The organism is Wenyingzhuangia sp. IMCC45574 (assembly GCF_054182685.1).
The window spans coordinates 3,973,668-3,988,192 of record NZ_CM135169.1; the positions used below are offsets into that span (position 1 = coordinate 3,973,668).

The 14,525-nt window shown below is 33.7% G+C and carries 13 protein-coding genes; 9 read left to right on the top strand and 4 right to left on the bottom strand.

The window, feature by feature from the left end:
• Window positions 1–141: 141 nt before the first annotated feature.
• Window positions 142–333 carry a cold-shock protein gene (locus ACXHHC_RS17045; RefSeq protein WP_458227569.1) on the top strand — a complete coding sequence of 64 codons (192 nt, stop codon included), beginning with the start codon at window positions 142–144 and terminating at the stop codon, window positions 331–333.
• Between the two features lie 74 nt (window positions 334–407).
• On the opposite strand, the gene ACXHHC_RS17050 is transcribed toward ACXHHC_RS17045, so the two are convergent.
• The 3 genes from ACXHHC_RS17050 to ACXHHC_RS17060 all read right to left on the bottom strand — a co-directional run bounded on the left by ACXHHC_RS17050 (window position 408) and on the right by ACXHHC_RS17060 (window position 5,566).
• Window positions 408–3,446: a DUF6923 family protein gene (locus ACXHHC_RS17050; protein ID WP_458227570.1), complete on the bottom strand. Its 3,039-nt coding sequence runs from the start codon at window positions 3,444–3,446 to the stop codon at window positions 408–410.
• A 247-nt stretch (window positions 3,447–3,693) separates the two neighbouring features.
• Complete coding sequence (locus tag ACXHHC_RS17055) at window positions 3,694–4,467, bottom strand: zinc ribbon domain-containing protein (RefSeq protein ID WP_458227571.1); 774 nt, start codon at window positions 4,465–4,467, stop codon at window positions 3,694–3,696.
• Between the two features lie 4 nt (window positions 4,468–4,471).
• A complete protein-coding gene (locus ACXHHC_RS17060; protein ID WP_458227572.1) occupies window positions 4,472–5,566 on the bottom strand; it encodes a Nif3-like dinuclear metal center hexameric protein in 1,095 nt (364 codons plus the stop codon).
• Window positions 5,567–5,658: 92 nt separating this feature from the next.
• Between ACXHHC_RS17060 and lpxK the strand changes: the two genes are divergently transcribed.
• From lpxK to ACXHHC_RS17075, 3 genes are all read left to right on the top strand, one after another.
• Entirely contained in the window at window positions 5,659–6,675 is a 1,017-nt protein-coding gene (gene lpxK / locus ACXHHC_RS17065; RefSeq protein WP_458227573.1) for a tetraacyldisaccharide 4'-kinase, read from the top strand.
• Between the two features lie 87 nt (window positions 6,676–6,762).
• The gene (locus ACXHHC_RS17070; protein ID WP_458227041.1) at window positions 6,763–7,149 is read left to right on the top strand and encodes a transposase; all 387 of its coding nucleotides are present in this window, start codon (window positions 6,763–6,765) and stop codon (window positions 7,147–7,149) included.
• Between the two features lie 5 nt (window positions 7,150–7,154).
• Window positions 7,155–8,045: an IS3 family transposase gene (locus tag ACXHHC_RS17075; protein WP_458227574.1), complete on the top strand. Its 891-nt coding sequence runs from the start codon at window positions 7,155–7,157 to the stop codon at window positions 8,043–8,045.
• Window positions 8,046–8,112: 67 nt separating this feature from the next.
• Here ACXHHC_RS17075 and ACXHHC_RS17080 read toward each other — a convergent pair whose 3' ends face one another.
• A complete protein-coding gene (locus ACXHHC_RS17080) occupies window positions 8,113–9,300 on the bottom strand; it encodes an AIR synthase related protein (RefSeq protein ID WP_458227575.1) in 1,188 nt (395 codons plus the stop codon).
• 246 nt (window positions 9,301–9,546) lie between these two features.
• Between ACXHHC_RS17080 and ACXHHC_RS17085 the strand changes: the two genes are divergently transcribed.
• The 5 genes from ACXHHC_RS17085 (at window position 9,547) to ACXHHC_RS17105 (ending at window position 14,525) form a co-directional block, all read left to right on the top strand.
• Entirely contained in the window at window positions 9,547–10,554 is a 1,008-nt protein-coding gene (locus ACXHHC_RS17085; RefSeq protein ID WP_458227576.1) for a glutamine synthetase beta-grasp domain-containing protein, read from the top strand.
• A 147-nt stretch (window positions 10,555–10,701) separates the two neighbouring features.
• Window positions 10,702–12,375: an FAD-dependent oxidoreductase gene (locus tag ACXHHC_RS17090; RefSeq protein ID WP_458227577.1), complete on the top strand. Its 1,674-nt coding sequence runs from the start codon at window positions 10,702–10,704 to the stop codon at window positions 12,373–12,375.
• Window positions 12,376–12,516: 141 nt separating this feature from the next.
• Window positions 12,517–13,077 (top strand): TetR/AcrR family transcriptional regulator, encoded by a 561-nt coding sequence (locus ACXHHC_RS17095; protein WP_458227578.1) that lies wholly within the window; start codon window positions 12,517–12,519, stop codon window positions 13,075–13,077.
• 99 nt (window positions 13,078–13,176) lie between these two features.
• Window positions 13,177–13,542, top strand: a complete 366-nt coding sequence (locus ACXHHC_RS17100; RefSeq protein ID WP_458227579.1) for a DsrE family protein — start codon at window positions 13,177–13,179, stop codon at window positions 13,540–13,542.
• 59 nt (window positions 13,543–13,601) lie between these two features.
• Window positions 13,602–14,525, top strand: a complete 924-nt coding sequence (locus tag ACXHHC_RS17105; protein WP_458227580.1) for a hypothetical protein — start codon at window positions 13,602–13,604, stop codon at window positions 14,523–14,525.

Below are 14,525 nucleotides of genomic sequence, written 5' to 3' on the forward strand. Positions count from 1 at the left end.
ATAAAATAAATAAAAGCCTTGGTAAAACCAAGGCTTTTGTGTTTTTTTACAAAAGGGTAACAAAATAAAAATATAATTCATAGTAAAATTAATTTATGAAATCTTATGTTTGTACTTTATTAAACTATATTATTACATAAAGTGAAAACAGGAACAGTAAAGTTCTTCAATGACTCTAAAGGATTTGGATTTATTGTAGACGACGAAACAAAACAAGATTATTTTGTACACATCTCTGGATTAGTTGATGAAGTAAAAGAGGGAGATTCAGTTGAGTACGATTTAAAAGAAGGTAGAAAAGGATTAAACGCAGTAGACGTAAAAGTTTTATAAAATTTAGTTTTTTTACAAATTCACAGCCCCACTTTAGTTGCAAAGTGGGGCTGTTGTTTGTAATAGTGTTTGGTTTAGTTTGCAAATATTAGTTTTCCAGTATAAGTTTTACCGTTGGTAATTTCTACTTCGTAAAAGTAAATACCCGTTGTGTTTGTTGGTTTTGTATAAGGTATAGAATTAGCTCCTTTGTATATATTCCCTTCTAATGATTGAACCGTTTTTCCGTTTACTCCCATAACCGTTAGTTTGTAAGTGCTGTCTTTAAGACTGTTAATTTCTATAGTAGATCCGTCTTGTATTATGGTCTGCGTAAAAACAGTTTCGTTTGCACTTGTTTCGTTTATAATTTGGTTTTCAGAGTAATTAAACTGAATGTTTTCTATGTGCATTTCTTTGGTTTCTTCAACACCAATCTTAGCTACTTCTTGTTGAAAAACAATACTTGTTACTTTTGAAACGTCTATAGATTCGTTTTTGTTGTTTTTAAAATCTTTAAGACTAATTTCTCTAGTTGTTAGCTCGTTGTTTAAGCTAAAAGTATATTTGTGTTGTTCTTCCCAGTTGCTTACATCGTCTCTCATAATTATGATGGTCATTTCTCCAGTACCTTCTGCACTTAATTTTAAGGTATTGTACTCACTTAAGTCAATAGCTCTAAATCTTGGAGTAAATGCTTTGTAAACCGAAATGTAATGTTCTGTTTTTGCAGAAATTTTAATGTTACGTTCTACTAAGAAGGTGTTTTCATCAGCTTCTTCGGTGTTCGGTGTAATTTCATAAGATACTACAGAGGTGTTGTAAGATGAGTCATCAACTCCCCATGCACCATCAGCAATAAATATATCATCAGGGGTTCCTCCTTTATTGCTTTCAATTCTAAATCCAAAGTCAAACAAAGAACCAGAATTAAATTCTAACACAGAACTATAACCGTCAATACTTACATTGGTGTCTATCGCTTCTGTATCGCTTGTTTCAGTTTCTCTTATTCCACCTTTAATATGTAAATTGGTACTATTATTAGTGTTGGTAATATTTAAATATAGCTTTCCATTTTTGTAGTAACCACTTCTTACATAGGTGCTTGGTGGTGTAGAGTTGTTGTAACTGCTTATAGGTTTTACTGTTTTAAAGTTTTCAATAATACCAGCAGCCAATTTGTATAAATCGTCTACCGAGTTAGACCATATTTGATAGTTAAAGAAATCTACATTGCTATACTTGTCTAAGTTCCAGTGAGATTCAATACCAAAACTATCTCCTTTGTCTTGTACCGAAAAGCTTAGTACATGTTCTACTTCTCCACCAGGATTTTTTATTGTTGTTTTTATAAAAGTTTCTTCGTTAATCATAAAAGTGTTAATTCCTAGTATTTGTCCACCTAACAGACGGTCGCAAATATATTTGGTGTGCTCATAAACAGCGTTGTGTGTTTCTAAGGCAAGTATAGAAGCCACTGTTTCTTGTTCGTTGTTTACATAGTCTACAGATAAAATGTTAATTGCATTGGTAAGGTTTAATAAGTCCAAAGGTGTAGATTCTTTTACAACAGTGTTTTCTAATACTTTTGTAGGAATAAAATCTTCTATACTTTCAATTCCACTTCCTATAGCATCTACTACAGGTTTAAATGTTGGTGCTTTACTTACGTTAAAAGAGTAATTTCTTCTTTTTCTAAAATAGTTACGGGTGTTTATTTTTTCAGACAAACGGTTGTTGCTTTCTAAACCTCCATCATTACCAGGAGTAACCGGAGTAATTACTGGGCAAGCAGCTACACCCGAACAAGCTGGGTCGTCACAGTCTACCAAACCATCACCATCGTCGTCTAAACCGTTAGAGCAGTCTTCGTCTGGTACAGGTGCTGTAGGACATCTAGCTCCATCATTAGATCCACTCGCAGGACCAAAGGCAAATAAGTTAGAATCCATAGAACCTCCAGCGTTAATTGTATGTACTGCTTTTACTCTGTAAATTGTACCTGTTTGATTGGCTGATATGTAAAAGTTACCATCCACATCAAAATAAACTGCACCATAAGTGTAGTTGTTTCCTGCTAAAATTGGAATTTCTCCTAAATCTATAGTTGTGTTTGTAGATACGTCTATTTTGTATAAGTGGTTAGAACCTCTTTCAACGGTGTATAACATATTATCTGCAGCGTTAAAGGCCCAATCGTGATTATTGATATTCTTTGGTAAATCAAAAGTTTCAATAAATGTTAAGTAGTTTTCAGATTCAGGGTTTAAGTCTACTTTAAAAACAGAACTTCCCATTTTATAGTAGTACATACCTTCTAAATTAATGTCTCCTACAAAACTCCACTGTCCTGCATCTGGAATAGAAGGAATGGTATATTCTTCTGTTTCAAAGTCTTTACCAATTCTAATTAAGGTTTTTGGCTTGTCTTTAACGTATCCCCAAAGGTATCCGTCTGCACTGTTATAAGCTGCAGCGTTTATTTTAGTATCTACAATATTTTCTTTCACTAAAATAGAAGATCCAGAGGCAAGATTTACGGCGTAAATATCTCCGTGTTGAAATAGGTAGGCACTGTACACACAGTTAAATGGTTCGTTAGTAATTGTTCCCTCTGAAAAACAGCTCCTAACAGTATTAAACTCAGCTACAGTGAAAGAAGCGATTTGCGTATAATCGTTTCCTGCTTTTGCTAAAAATTGTTGGTTTTGTAAGTTCTCTATTGTGTAAGTGATTGTAAAGGAACCAGCTTTACCATCTCCAATACCACTAACATTGTCTAATTTAAATCCATCAAAAGGATCGTTATTTCCTAATGATAATTCTATGTTTCCAGTTGTAGTACCAGTTACTGAGTTCCAGGAAACGTTTGTAAACTTATTTGTTTCATCAACTTCAATAGAAAAGTGACTTAGTTCTTTACAATCTTTTCCTGAACACCCATCGTGAGATACTTCTATTTCTATAGTATATGTCTCATTTTCGTTGTAAGTAACTGAGTTTATTCTTGTGGAGAATCCTCCTCCATTTTCTTTGTAAGAAGTGCTACAGGTTTCAGTAGTACTTGATGTGAATTGATTGGTGTCTTTTCTTTTTTCGTTTGCACCAAAAGTACTTAGTGCTAAAATCATAAACAAGCAAGTTAAAAAAGTTTTGCTTGATGATTGGTGAGGTATCTCTCTTTTCATGACAACAGTGTTTTTTATGTATAAGTTACTGATTTTTAATCTATTTGTTGTCAAAGATAATTTTAAAGAATCCTGTTATTTGTTAATTTAGATGAATGGCGTTTTAGTATAGATGAATTGTTAAAAAATGGGCATAAAAAAAATCACCTCTTTTTAAAGAGGTGATTTATATAAGTTATGTTGTTAAAAATTAACCGATAATACTTGCTAATTTTTCTTTCTCTTCTTGTGCCAATGCAGCATCAACTAAGATACGTCCAGAGTACTCATCAATGGTAATTTTCTTACGACCCGCAATTTCAATTTGAATTTGTGGTGGAATAGTAAAGTAAGAACCTCCAGCAGCTCCTCTTTCAATAGCTACAACAGCCAATCCATTCTTTACATTACCTCTAATTCTCTTGTAAGCAACTAACAAATGGTCGTCAATTTTCTCAGACATTTGCTCAGAAAGTTTTTTCAACTCGTTTTGTTCGTTCTCAGTTTCCTTTAAGATATCGTTTAACTCTGCATTTTTATGATCTAAATGAGTTTGTTGACCATTTAATTTGTCAGTAGTTTTAGCAATTGCTTCTTTTTTGTGCTCAATTTTAGCTTGTGCCTCACGAATTCTCTTTTCAGCCAATTCAACTTCTAATTCTTGAAATTCAATTTCTTTTGTTAAAGAATCAAATTCACGGTTGTTACGAACCGATTTTTGTTGTTCAGCATATTTTTTAGCAGCCTCTTTTGCTTCTTCAATACTAATCTTACGATTTGCAATTTCAGTTTCAAAGTTAGCCACGTCTTGGTTTAGTTTTTCAATACGAGTAGACAAACCAGCAATCTCACTTTCTAAATCTTCAATCTCTAAAGGTAATTCTCCTTGGACGCTTTTAATTTCGTCTATTCTAGAATCTATTAATTGTAAATTATATAAAGCTCTTAACTTGTCCTCAACGGTAACGTTTTCTTTTACTGCCATAATACTATGAGTAATATATTGGGTTTGTACTTAAATTCGATAAAATGATTGCAAAATTACGAAATTTTTTGGTAAGATAATCAACTAATAAGTTTTTTGTAAACTGTTCACTTTCGTAGTGGCCAATGTCGGTGATTAAAATCTTTCCTTCTGCTTTGTAAAACTCATGATATTTAAAGTCTGCAGAAATATATGCATCTGCTCCTTTGCCCATGGCAGCACCTAATGCAAAGCTACCAGAACCACCAAGAACGGCTACTTTTTTTATTTCTTTATCTAGCAATGCAGAGTGCCTAATACAGTCTGTATTCATGGTTTGTTTTACATACTTAATAAATTCTTTAGAGCTCATTGCTGTTGCCAATTCACCTACCATTCCCATACCAATATGCTGATTGGTGTTTTCTAAAGTAGTAATTTCATAGGCTACCTCTTCATATGGATGCGTGCTGAATAAAGCTTGTAAAATTTTCTTCTCTAAATGCTTGGTGTATGTAATTGCAATTTGAGTTTCTTTTTCTTCTTGTAATTTTCCTTTTTCTCCTATAGCGGGATTGGAATGTTCGTTGCCTTTAAAAGTACCTATGCCTTCTGTATTAAAGCTACAGTTGTCGTAATTACCAATGCCTCCAGCTCCTGCTTTAAAAAGAGCTTCTCTTAGTGTTGATGCATGTTGTGTTGGAACAAAAGTAATTAGTTTTTTGATGGTATCTTTTTGAGGAATTAAAACGGCTTTGTTTTGCAGGCCTAAGACTTCGCACATTTTTGCACTAACACCATTAAAGCTATTGTCTAAGGCGGTATGCGTTGCATAAATAGCGATATTGTTCTGAATTGCCTTGATAACAACACGTTCTACATAATTATTACCATTTAGTTTTTTAAGACCTCCAAAAATAATGGGGTGGAAACTAACAATTAAGTTGCACCCTTTTTCTATAGCTTCGTCTACAGTTGCTTCTAATGTGTCTAAAGTAACAAGGACTCCTGTAACTTCGGTAGTATAGTCTCCAACTAGCAATCCTACATTGTCAAAACTCTCTGCATAAGACAAGGGAGCTAGCTTTTCTATATAGTTTGTTATTTCTTGAATCTTCATACTCAAAAATACATTTTTTGTTCTATTGAATGTTGCTTTTAGCGTTTAATTGTTTTAGATTTGAAATACTACTTAACAATTATTTTACATTGATGAGCCCTCTTTTTCTGTTAAGAATTTTATTGTTTCCTTTTTCTGTTTTGTACGGAGGAATAGTAACTCTTAGAAATGTTTTATACGATGTAGGTGCTTTAAAATCAACAAGTTTTAAAATTCCTGTTATTTGTGTTGGGAATTTAAGTGTTGGAGGAACTGGTAAAACACCTCAAATAGAATATTTAATACGCTTGTTAAAAGATGAATCTAAGGTGGCTGTTTTAAGTAGAGGCTACAAAAGAAAAAGCAAAGGCTTTGTGTTAGCAGGCAAAAAATCTACAGTAGCAGACCTTGGCGATGAACCTTTTCAGTACCATCAGAAGTTTAAAGAAATTCAAGTTGCTGTAAATGGAGACAGAGTAGAAGGAGTAACTAAGATTTTAGAAAAGAAACCTAAAACAGCTGTTGTTTTATTAGACGATGCTTATCAACATAGAAAAATAAAGGCTGGTTTTCATATTTTACTGACTTCTTATAGCGGTTTGTTTTATAAAGATTTTATGATGCCTACCGGGAATTTAAGAGAGTTGTGGTGGGGTAAAAAAAGAGCCGATGTTATAATTGTAACCAAGTGTCCTTCTGACTTGACGGAAAAAGAACAGCAGACCATTGTTGCTAAAATAGCTCCAGAAAAACACCAACAAGTATTCTTTACCAAAGTAGCTTATGCAAAAAAAGTGAAAGGTACGGATGAGTTTAAATTAGGAAAATTAAAAGGAGAAAAAATAGTCTTGGTAACGGGAATCGCCAAAGCAAAACCCCTAACAGATTATTTAACAAAAGTAGGTTTAGATTTTGAGCATTTAGAATTTCCCGATCATCATAATTTTACAGTAAAAGAGTTAAAGGAGATTCATGAGAAGTCTATGAAGTATAAAATATTGACAACAGAAAAAGACTATGTACGCTTACAAAGCGAGGTTAATAATTTATTTTATCTACCTATTGAAACCGAGTTCTTAAACAAATCGGAGGTTTTTGATGCTTCGATCTTAAAGTACATAAAAGCATAAAAAAAATCCCGTTCTAAATTTAGAACGGGATTTTTTTTATGGGTTACTTGTCTCGTCCTGAAATAGCGTTACACTAATTTTTTAGCAATGAATAAAAATTATGTAAAGCGTACTCAAAAGGACTACACTATGTCCTTTAAACTTCAAGTAGTATCAGAGATTGAGCGAGGTGAACTTTCCACAACCGCTGCTCAACGTAAATATGGTATCCAAGCAAGAAGTACTGTTGTAAGTTGGTTACGAAAATATGGTAACTTTGATTGGGAAAATCAAACTCCTTCCAATATGCCCAAGACTCCCGAACAAAAATTAATGGAACTTGAACAAAAGGTTCGATTATTAGAAAAACAAAAGGCACATTTAGAAAAACAATTAGAGCAATCCGATAAGAAATCTATCTTATTTGATATGATGATTGATCTGGCTGAAAAGGAGTATAATATTCCTATCAGAAAAAACTCCAAACCCAAGTAATCGATATGTTTAGAATAGATTATCAGCAAAGTATCTCCGCTACCTGTGAGTTACTTGGGGTGAGCAGACAGGTATATTATAGAGCGGTACAATCAAAGAAAAAAAAGAAAGAAATAGCTCAACAAGTAGTTGATTTAGTTGTTTCTATTCGTGGGAATCAACCTCGTATTGGCACAAGGAAATTGTATCATATTTTACAACAGCCTTTACGGGAATTAGGAGTGGGTAGAGATAGGTTGTTTAAGATTCTCAAAGCAAATCATCTATTAATCAAACCCAAACGAAGTTATCATATAACCACTAACTCTCATCATCGATTTAGAAAGCACAAGAATTTGATTGAGCATCTGAGTATTACAAGACCAGAGCAGGTATGGGTATCTGATATTACTTATGTGGGAAATAGACAAAATCCGATGTATTTATCACTAACAACAGATGCTTATTCCAAGAAGATCATGGGCTATTCTCTCGATAATACCCTTGAAGTAAATGCTAGTATTAAAGCATTGAAAAAGGCTGTCAAAAATAGAGTATACCCCAAAAATCAATTAATTCATCATTCCGATAGAGGGCTGCAATATTGCAGCAATAGGTATCAAGAAATACTTAAGAAAGCAAAAATCAAATGTAGTATGACTGAGTCCTATGATCCTTATCAAAATGCAATAGCAGAAAGAGTGAATGGTATTTTAAAACAAGAGTTCCTAATTAATACTTCAAAACTGAATATTAGGTTAATGTCAAAGGTCGTAGAAGAAGCTATCAAAATATACAATACTCAAAGACCTCATTTATCCTGTTTGATGAAGACTCCTGAACAAATGCATAAACAGGACACAATAAAGATAAAGTCCTATAAAAAGAAAAATATCATCACAAATCATGATTTGTGATGATATTTAATAAATTTAATCTTTTATAAAACTGTAACGGTTTTTTAGGACGTAACAACTTATATGTTTAGTAATTGTAAGTTCCGTAAGGACTTTCTATTACTAAAGATTTTTGTCCTTCGGACTTTGCTTCTTCTACACGACCAATAATTTTTGCATCGACATTAAAAGATTTTGAGATTGCAATAATATCTTCGGCAACATCTGCAGGAACATAAACTTCCATTCTATGTCCCATGTTAAACACTTGGTACATTTCTTTCCAGTCTGTTCCAGAATTTTCTTGAATCAATTTAAATAATGGTGGAATGTCAAATAAGTTGTCTTTTACAATGTGTAAATTTTCTACAAAGTGTAAAATTTTAGTTTGAGCCCCTCCAGAACAGTGTACCATTCCGTGAATTTGATCAGCGTTGTATTTTTCTAAAATAGCTTTTATAATAGGAGCGTAGGTTCTTGTTGGCGATAATACCAATTTACCAGCATCTATAGGAGCGTTTTCAACAGGATCAGTCAACTTTGTTTTTCCAGAGTATACCAAATCACTAGGTACAGCAGCATCAAAACTTTCTGGAAATTTTTCTGCTAAATAGTTATGAAACACATCATGACGAGCAGATGTTAAACCATTAGAACCCATTCCTCCGTTGTATTCTTTTTCGTAGCTGGCCTGTCCAAAAGATTCTAAACCTACAATAACATCTCCAGCTTTAATATTAGCATTGTCAATAACATTGCTACGTTTCATTCTGGCAGTTACGGTAGAATCAACAATAATAGTTCTTACCAAATCACCTACGTCTGCAGTTTCTCCACCGGTTGAATGGATGCTTACACCGTATCCTTTTAGTTCGGCTAGTAATTCTTCAGTTCCATTAATAATTTCTGAAATTACCTCTCCAGGAATCAAGTTTTTGTTACGTCCTATGGTAGAAGATAACAAGATATTATCTGTAGCACCTACACATAATAAGTCATCGATATTCATAATTAATGCATCTTGTGCAATCCCTTTCCATACAGAAGCATCTCCTGTTTCTTTCCAGTACATGTATGCTAAAGAAGATTTGGTTCCAGCACCATCAGCATGCATAATCAAGCAATACTCTTCATCGTTGGTTAAATAATCAGGAACAATTTTACAGAAAGCCTTAGGGAATAAGCCTTTGTCTACATTTTTAATAGCATTGTGCACATCCTCTTTAGAAGCAGAAACTCCTCTCTGGCTGTATCTTTTACTTACTTCAGAACTCATATATAAATCTGTATTATTTAAGGTGCTGCAAATTTAATCAATTGCATTTTAGTGTGCACTATATTTTTTTAGAACCTGCAAATCTGTGTTAAAACAGTTTTAAGAATGGGTTAAATCACATTTAGAATAAAAAACATTATGCTACGTACAAATACGTAGAGTTTTACTTGTTGAAAAGATTATTTATTATATATTTGTTCACTTTAAGAGATAAAACAGAAACTTTATTAACATCATATTTATATTATGGCTAAAATTAAATTAGAGTACATCTGGTTAGATGGTACTTTTCCTACACAACAATTGAGAAGTAAAACTAAGGTTGAGGAGCATGGAGACTTCAAAGGGACTTTAGAAGAAATCGGAAACTGGTCTTTTGATGGTTCTTCTACAAACCAAGCTGAAGGAGGTTCTTCTGACTGTTTATTAGTACCTGTTGCTATTTATCCAGATCCTGCAAGAATTAATGGATACTTAGTAATGACTGAGGTATATAATGCTGATGGTACTCCACACCCAACTAACGGACGTGCTACTATCGATGATGATAATGATGATTTCTGGTTCGGATTCGAGCAAGAGTACTTTATCATGGATTCTGAAACTAAATTACCTATTGGTTTCCCTCACCACGGATGGCAAGGTCAATACTACTGTTCAGTAGGAGGACAAAACACTTTTGGTAGAGATTTAGTTGAAGAGCATGCTGATTTATGTATCGAGACTGGATTGAACTTCGAAGGAATCAACCAAGAGGTTGCTTGTGGACAGTGGGAATTCCAATTGTTTGCTAAAGGAGCTAAACAAGCTGGAGATGAGATCTGGATTGCTAGATACTTATTGAACAGATTAACTGAAGATAAAGGAATGTACATTGAGTACCACCCAAAACCATTAGGTGATACTGACTGGAATGGATCTGGAATGCACGCTAACTTCTCTAACTCTGTGTTAAGAGAGTGTGGTTCTGCTGACAAATACGCTGAAATCTGTGAGGCTTTCCGTCCTGTAGTAGATGAGCACATTGCTGTTTACGGTGAAGATAACGATCAACGTTTAACTGGTAAGCACGAAACTGCTGCAATCACTGACTTCTCTTGGGGAGTTTCTGACCGTGGAGCATCTATTCGTATTCCATTAATCGCTGTTGAAAAAGGATACAAAGGGTGGTTAGAAGACCGTCGTCCAGCTTCAAACGGAGACCCATACAAAATTGCTGCTCGTATTATCAAAACAGTTAAAACTGTAAGCTAATCATAGCACATTATAATTTAAAAACCCTGAACTTGTTTCAGGGTTTTTTTATGCCTTTATTTTATTAAAATACTATTTTATCTTTTAATGTGACTTTTGTTACTGTAGCCTTTTTTTACTCATTATACTTTTACTAAAAAATAAAAGATGAGTACAAAAATTATAGTGATAGGAGGTTTGTCTGCGGGTCCTTCTGCAGCAGCTAAAGCAAGAAGAGAAAACGAAGGTGCCCAAATACGAATGTTCGAGAAATGTAAGAACATAAGTTATGCTACTTGTGGTATACCTTACGCTTTGTCTGGTGTTATAGAACAACGAGAGAATTTATTAGTGGTAGAAGCAGATTTGTTAAGAGATCGGTTTAATATAGAGGTGCATTTAGAAGAAGAGGTATTAGATATTTTACCAGAAACACATCAAATAAAAACTACCAAAGAGATTTACGATTATGATAAGCTTGTGTTTACAACAGGAGCAAGAACTGTAATTCCAAAAATTAAAAACATAGAAAGGGCAAACAATTGGTCTCCTTGTAGAACCTTAGAGGATTTTGACAAACTAATGCAAAAAGGAGCTATTGATACTGCAAAACACATAACAATTCTAGGAGCTGGTTTGATAGGAGTAGAGGTGGTAGAAAACTTAATATCCTTAGGGAAAAAAGTAACATTAATAGAGGGGAGTGATGGTGTTTTACCTATGTGGACATCAAAGTTTAGAAAATTTGCCCAAAACACCTTAGAAAAACACGGAGTAGAAGTTATTACGCATACGTTTGTAGACGAATTTAAAGTTAATAACGGTAACATTACAAGTGTTCCTCTAGAAGACAAAGAAATACCAACCGATTTTGTAATTCTAAGTGTAGGTATAAAGCCCAATACAGAACTGTTAACTAAAAAAGGAGCAGCCTATATAAAGAATGGAGCTTTAAAAGTGAATGAAAGAATGGAAACTTCTCTGGCGGATATTTATGCGGCTGGAGATTGTGCAAGTATAAAAAACACCTTAACAAACGAACACGATTATTTGCCTTTAGGAACGCATTCTAATAAGGGAGGAAGAACTGCTGGGGCAAATGCTGCCGGTGGAAATGAAGTTTTTAAAGGAGGGTATAAAACTGCCATTGTAAAAATTTTTGAAAATACTTTGGGGCGTACAGGTTTAAATCCAGATTATATGCGAATGAATAATATTGATTTTAAAACAAATTTAATTGTAGCGGGTACAACACCAGGGTATTATCCTAATCAAAAAGATGTAATTATAGAAACCTATTATTGCCCAGTAACAGGTAAAATAGTAGGATGTGAAGCTTTTGGAGCACATGGAGTGGACAAAAGAATTGATGTAATGAGTACTGCTATTTATGGAGGATTAACCATAGAAGATTTACCGAATTTAGATTTGGCTTATGCTCCACCTTTTTCTCCTGCTAAAGACCCTGTTATTGTAAGTGGTTTTGTTGGGACTAACGCTTATAAAGAGCATTGTATAGAAATCTCGTCAGAAGAATTGCAAGGTATGATACAAGAGAATGCAGCGATTCAGATTATTGATGTAAGGTCGGAGTTAGAGGTGTCTAAGTTGGGAGCAATTTATAATTCAATTCATATTCCGTTAGATCGTTTAAGAAGTATGTCTTTAGCTAATTTGGATGTTAAAAAAGAAACAGTTGTTTATTGTGCCAAAGGAATGCGAGGGTATTTAGCGGCTTTATTGTTAAAAGACAAAGGTTTTTCTAATGTAAAGAATCTTTCTGGAGGGTTTTTAGTGTGGAATAAACTGTATGAGTACCATCAGTTAGAGTCTGTTTTATAGATGATTAACAATAATTAGTAAGTGAGTTTTAAGCGGATAGGTTAAAAACTTATCCGTCTTTTGTAAGCTATTTAATTACTTCCGAACTAAAGAATAAATTAATTACCGAACGATTGTTCTGAAATTTTATATATTTGCCACATGAGACCACAAAAAGTAAACGATGCGGAGCTATTAGGAAGACTAATGTCGGTGATTCGCTCTAAAGGTTATGACGGTGCTAGCTTAAATGAGTTAGCAGATGCTTCTGGTTTAAAAAAGGCAAGTTTGTATCACAGATTCCCAGGAGGAAAGAAGGATATAGTTTTAGCTGTTTTAGGTTATGTAGATGAGTGGTTTGTAAAAAGAATTTATGAAGTTGCCTATGCAGAGAACCTTTCTAAAGAAGAAAAGCTAGATACAGTCGTTGAAAATATAAATAGATTGTACAAATGTGGATTGGAATCTTGTATTGTAGGAGCTTTAACGTTGGGTGGAGGCTTGGCACATTTTACAGGCGAATTGAAAATAGGAATAGAAGGTTGGATTTCTTCATTTTCTAAAATTGGAACTGACTTTGGATTCAGTAAGGAAGTATCTCATCAGAAAGCAATACAGGTTTTGGTTAAAATACAAGGATCTTTAATTGTTTCTAAAGCGTATGGAAATACCCATCCATTTGGTGATGCATTAAATGAAATTAAAGAGCTTTATAGGAGCTAAAATTTTTTAGCTAAATATTTTACCGAACGTTCTGTAATTAATTAAAAGAAGAACGAACTAAAGAATGAAATTAGTTATTAATCAATAAAAACAAATAAAATGAGTAAAGTAGCAATTGTATTATTATCAGACCCAAAAGCAGGTGCAGATGAATCTTTAGGAAGATTATTTAATGCTTTAGCAGCTGTATACGAGTATAAGCAGGCTGATAAAGAGGTAAAGTTAATTTTTCAGGGTACGGGTACAAGATGGCCAGAGGTATTGCAAAACGAAGCACATCCAGGGCATAAGATATTTAAAGAGATTGAAGATAAAGTAGAAGGTGTATCTAGTGCTTGTTCCGATGTATGGGGAGCTAATCCATCAGGTTTTGATTTGTTAGGTGAAAATAAGATACCAAATACTACTGGAGTGTCCAGTTTTTTAAAATTAGAAGAAGAGGGATATAAAGTCTTAATTTTTTAATTGAATCTTAAAGCCTATCTATTGCATTTTAGATAGGCTTTATTAATAAATTGTGTATTATGGAACATCTTTTTAATAAAGGAGAAATTAAAATTCAAGAGAAACTAGGTGTAAGACAAATTGCCGAAAATATAGGAAGGTCTTTTACCAATCAGATTATAAAAGGGGCGATACCTTTTATGGAAAACCAAACCCTTTTGATTGTGAGTAGTACGGATGCAAAGGGGAAAGTTTGGACTTCCATATTATTGGGAGAACCAGGTTTTGTAAAAGTGACACAATCTACTGAGCTGTATTTTGATTTGTCAAAGATTTACAGTGACAAAGAGGATGTTTTTTATACCAACATTCAAACGAATTCACACATTGGGTGTTTGTTTATAGAACTATCTACGCGTAGAAGGTATAGAGTAAATGGAATAACTGAATTGGTAGGAGATAAAATTTACCTAAATGTTGTAGAAGCCTACCCTAACTGTCCTAAATACATTCAACAACGAAGCAAAAGACAACCTGATGCTGTTACAATAGTTCCTGTAATTAAAAAAGAAGGAGTAGAACTGAATGGATTGTTAAAACATTGGATTTTAAATGCTGATACCTTGTTTGTGGGGAGTAGCGGTTTGGATGGAAGAATGGATGCATCGCACAGAGGAGGACCAACTGGATTTATAGAAATCATTAATGGAAATGTCTTAAAAGTACCAGATTATAGAGGTAACAATTTGTACAATACTTTTGGGAATTTTACAGAGAATCCGAAAGGAGGAGTGTTGTTTATCGACTTTGAGAACAATAAAACCTTACAGCTTACGGGAACTTCTAAAATAGTTACAGACTTAACTAGTAAAGAAGAACTCGCTAAATCTGGAGGAACCGGTAGATTTTGGCTTTTTACGATAGAAAGTTGGATTGAAACTCAAAATCACCATACTACTGAGTGGGATTTTGTGAGTTATTCCAAATACAATCCAGAATATTAA

What these genes read in the sequence shown, in the direction of transcription:
- ACXHHC_RS17095 (WP_458227578.1), top strand. Translation starts at nt 12,517, where the DNA reads ATGAGACCACAAAAAGTAAACGATGCGGAGCTATTAGGAAGACTAATG.
- ACXHHC_RS17055 (WP_458227571.1), bottom strand. Translation starts at nt 4,467, where the DNA reads ATGGCAGTAAAAGAAAACGTTACCGTTGAGGACAAGTTAAGAGCTTTA.
- ACXHHC_RS17085 (WP_458227576.1), top strand. Translation starts at nt 9,547, where the DNA reads ATGGCTAAAATTAAATTAGAGTACATCTGGTTAGATGGTACTTTTCCT.
- ACXHHC_RS17100 (WP_458227579.1), top strand. Translation starts at nt 13,177, where the DNA reads ATGAGTAAAGTAGCAATTGTATTATTATCAGACCCAAAAGCAGGTGCA.
- ACXHHC_RS17050 (WP_458227570.1), bottom strand. Translation starts at nt 3,446, where the DNA reads ATGATTTTAGCACTAAGTACTTTTGGTGCAAACGAAAAAAGAAAAGAC.
- ACXHHC_RS17080 (WP_458227575.1), bottom strand. Translation starts at nt 9,300, where the DNA reads ATGAGTTCTGAAGTAAGTAAAAGATACAGCCAGAGAGGAGTTTCTGCT.
- ACXHHC_RS17075 (WP_458227574.1), top strand. Translation starts at nt 7,155, where the DNA reads ATGTTTAGAATAGATTATCAGCAAAGTATCTCCGCTACCTGTGAGTTA.
- ACXHHC_RS17070 (WP_458227041.1), top strand. Translation starts at nt 6,763, where the DNA reads ATGAATAAAAATTATGTAAAGCGTACTCAAAAGGACTACACTATGTCC.
- ACXHHC_RS17060 (WP_458227572.1), bottom strand. Translation starts at nt 5,566, where the DNA reads ATGAAGATTCAAGAAATAACAAACTATATAGAAAAGCTAGCTCCCTTG.
- ACXHHC_RS17105 (WP_458227580.1), top strand. Translation starts at nt 13,602, where the DNA reads ATGGAACATCTTTTTAATAAAGGAGAAATTAAAATTCAAGAGAAACTA.
- ACXHHC_RS17090 (WP_458227577.1), top strand. Translation starts at nt 10,702, where the DNA reads ATGAGTACAAAAATTATAGTGATAGGAGGTTTGTCTGCGGGTCCTTCT.
- lpxK (WP_458227573.1), top strand. Translation starts at nt 5,659, where the DNA reads ATGAGCCCTCTTTTTCTGTTAAGAATTTTATTGTTTCCTTTTTCTGTT.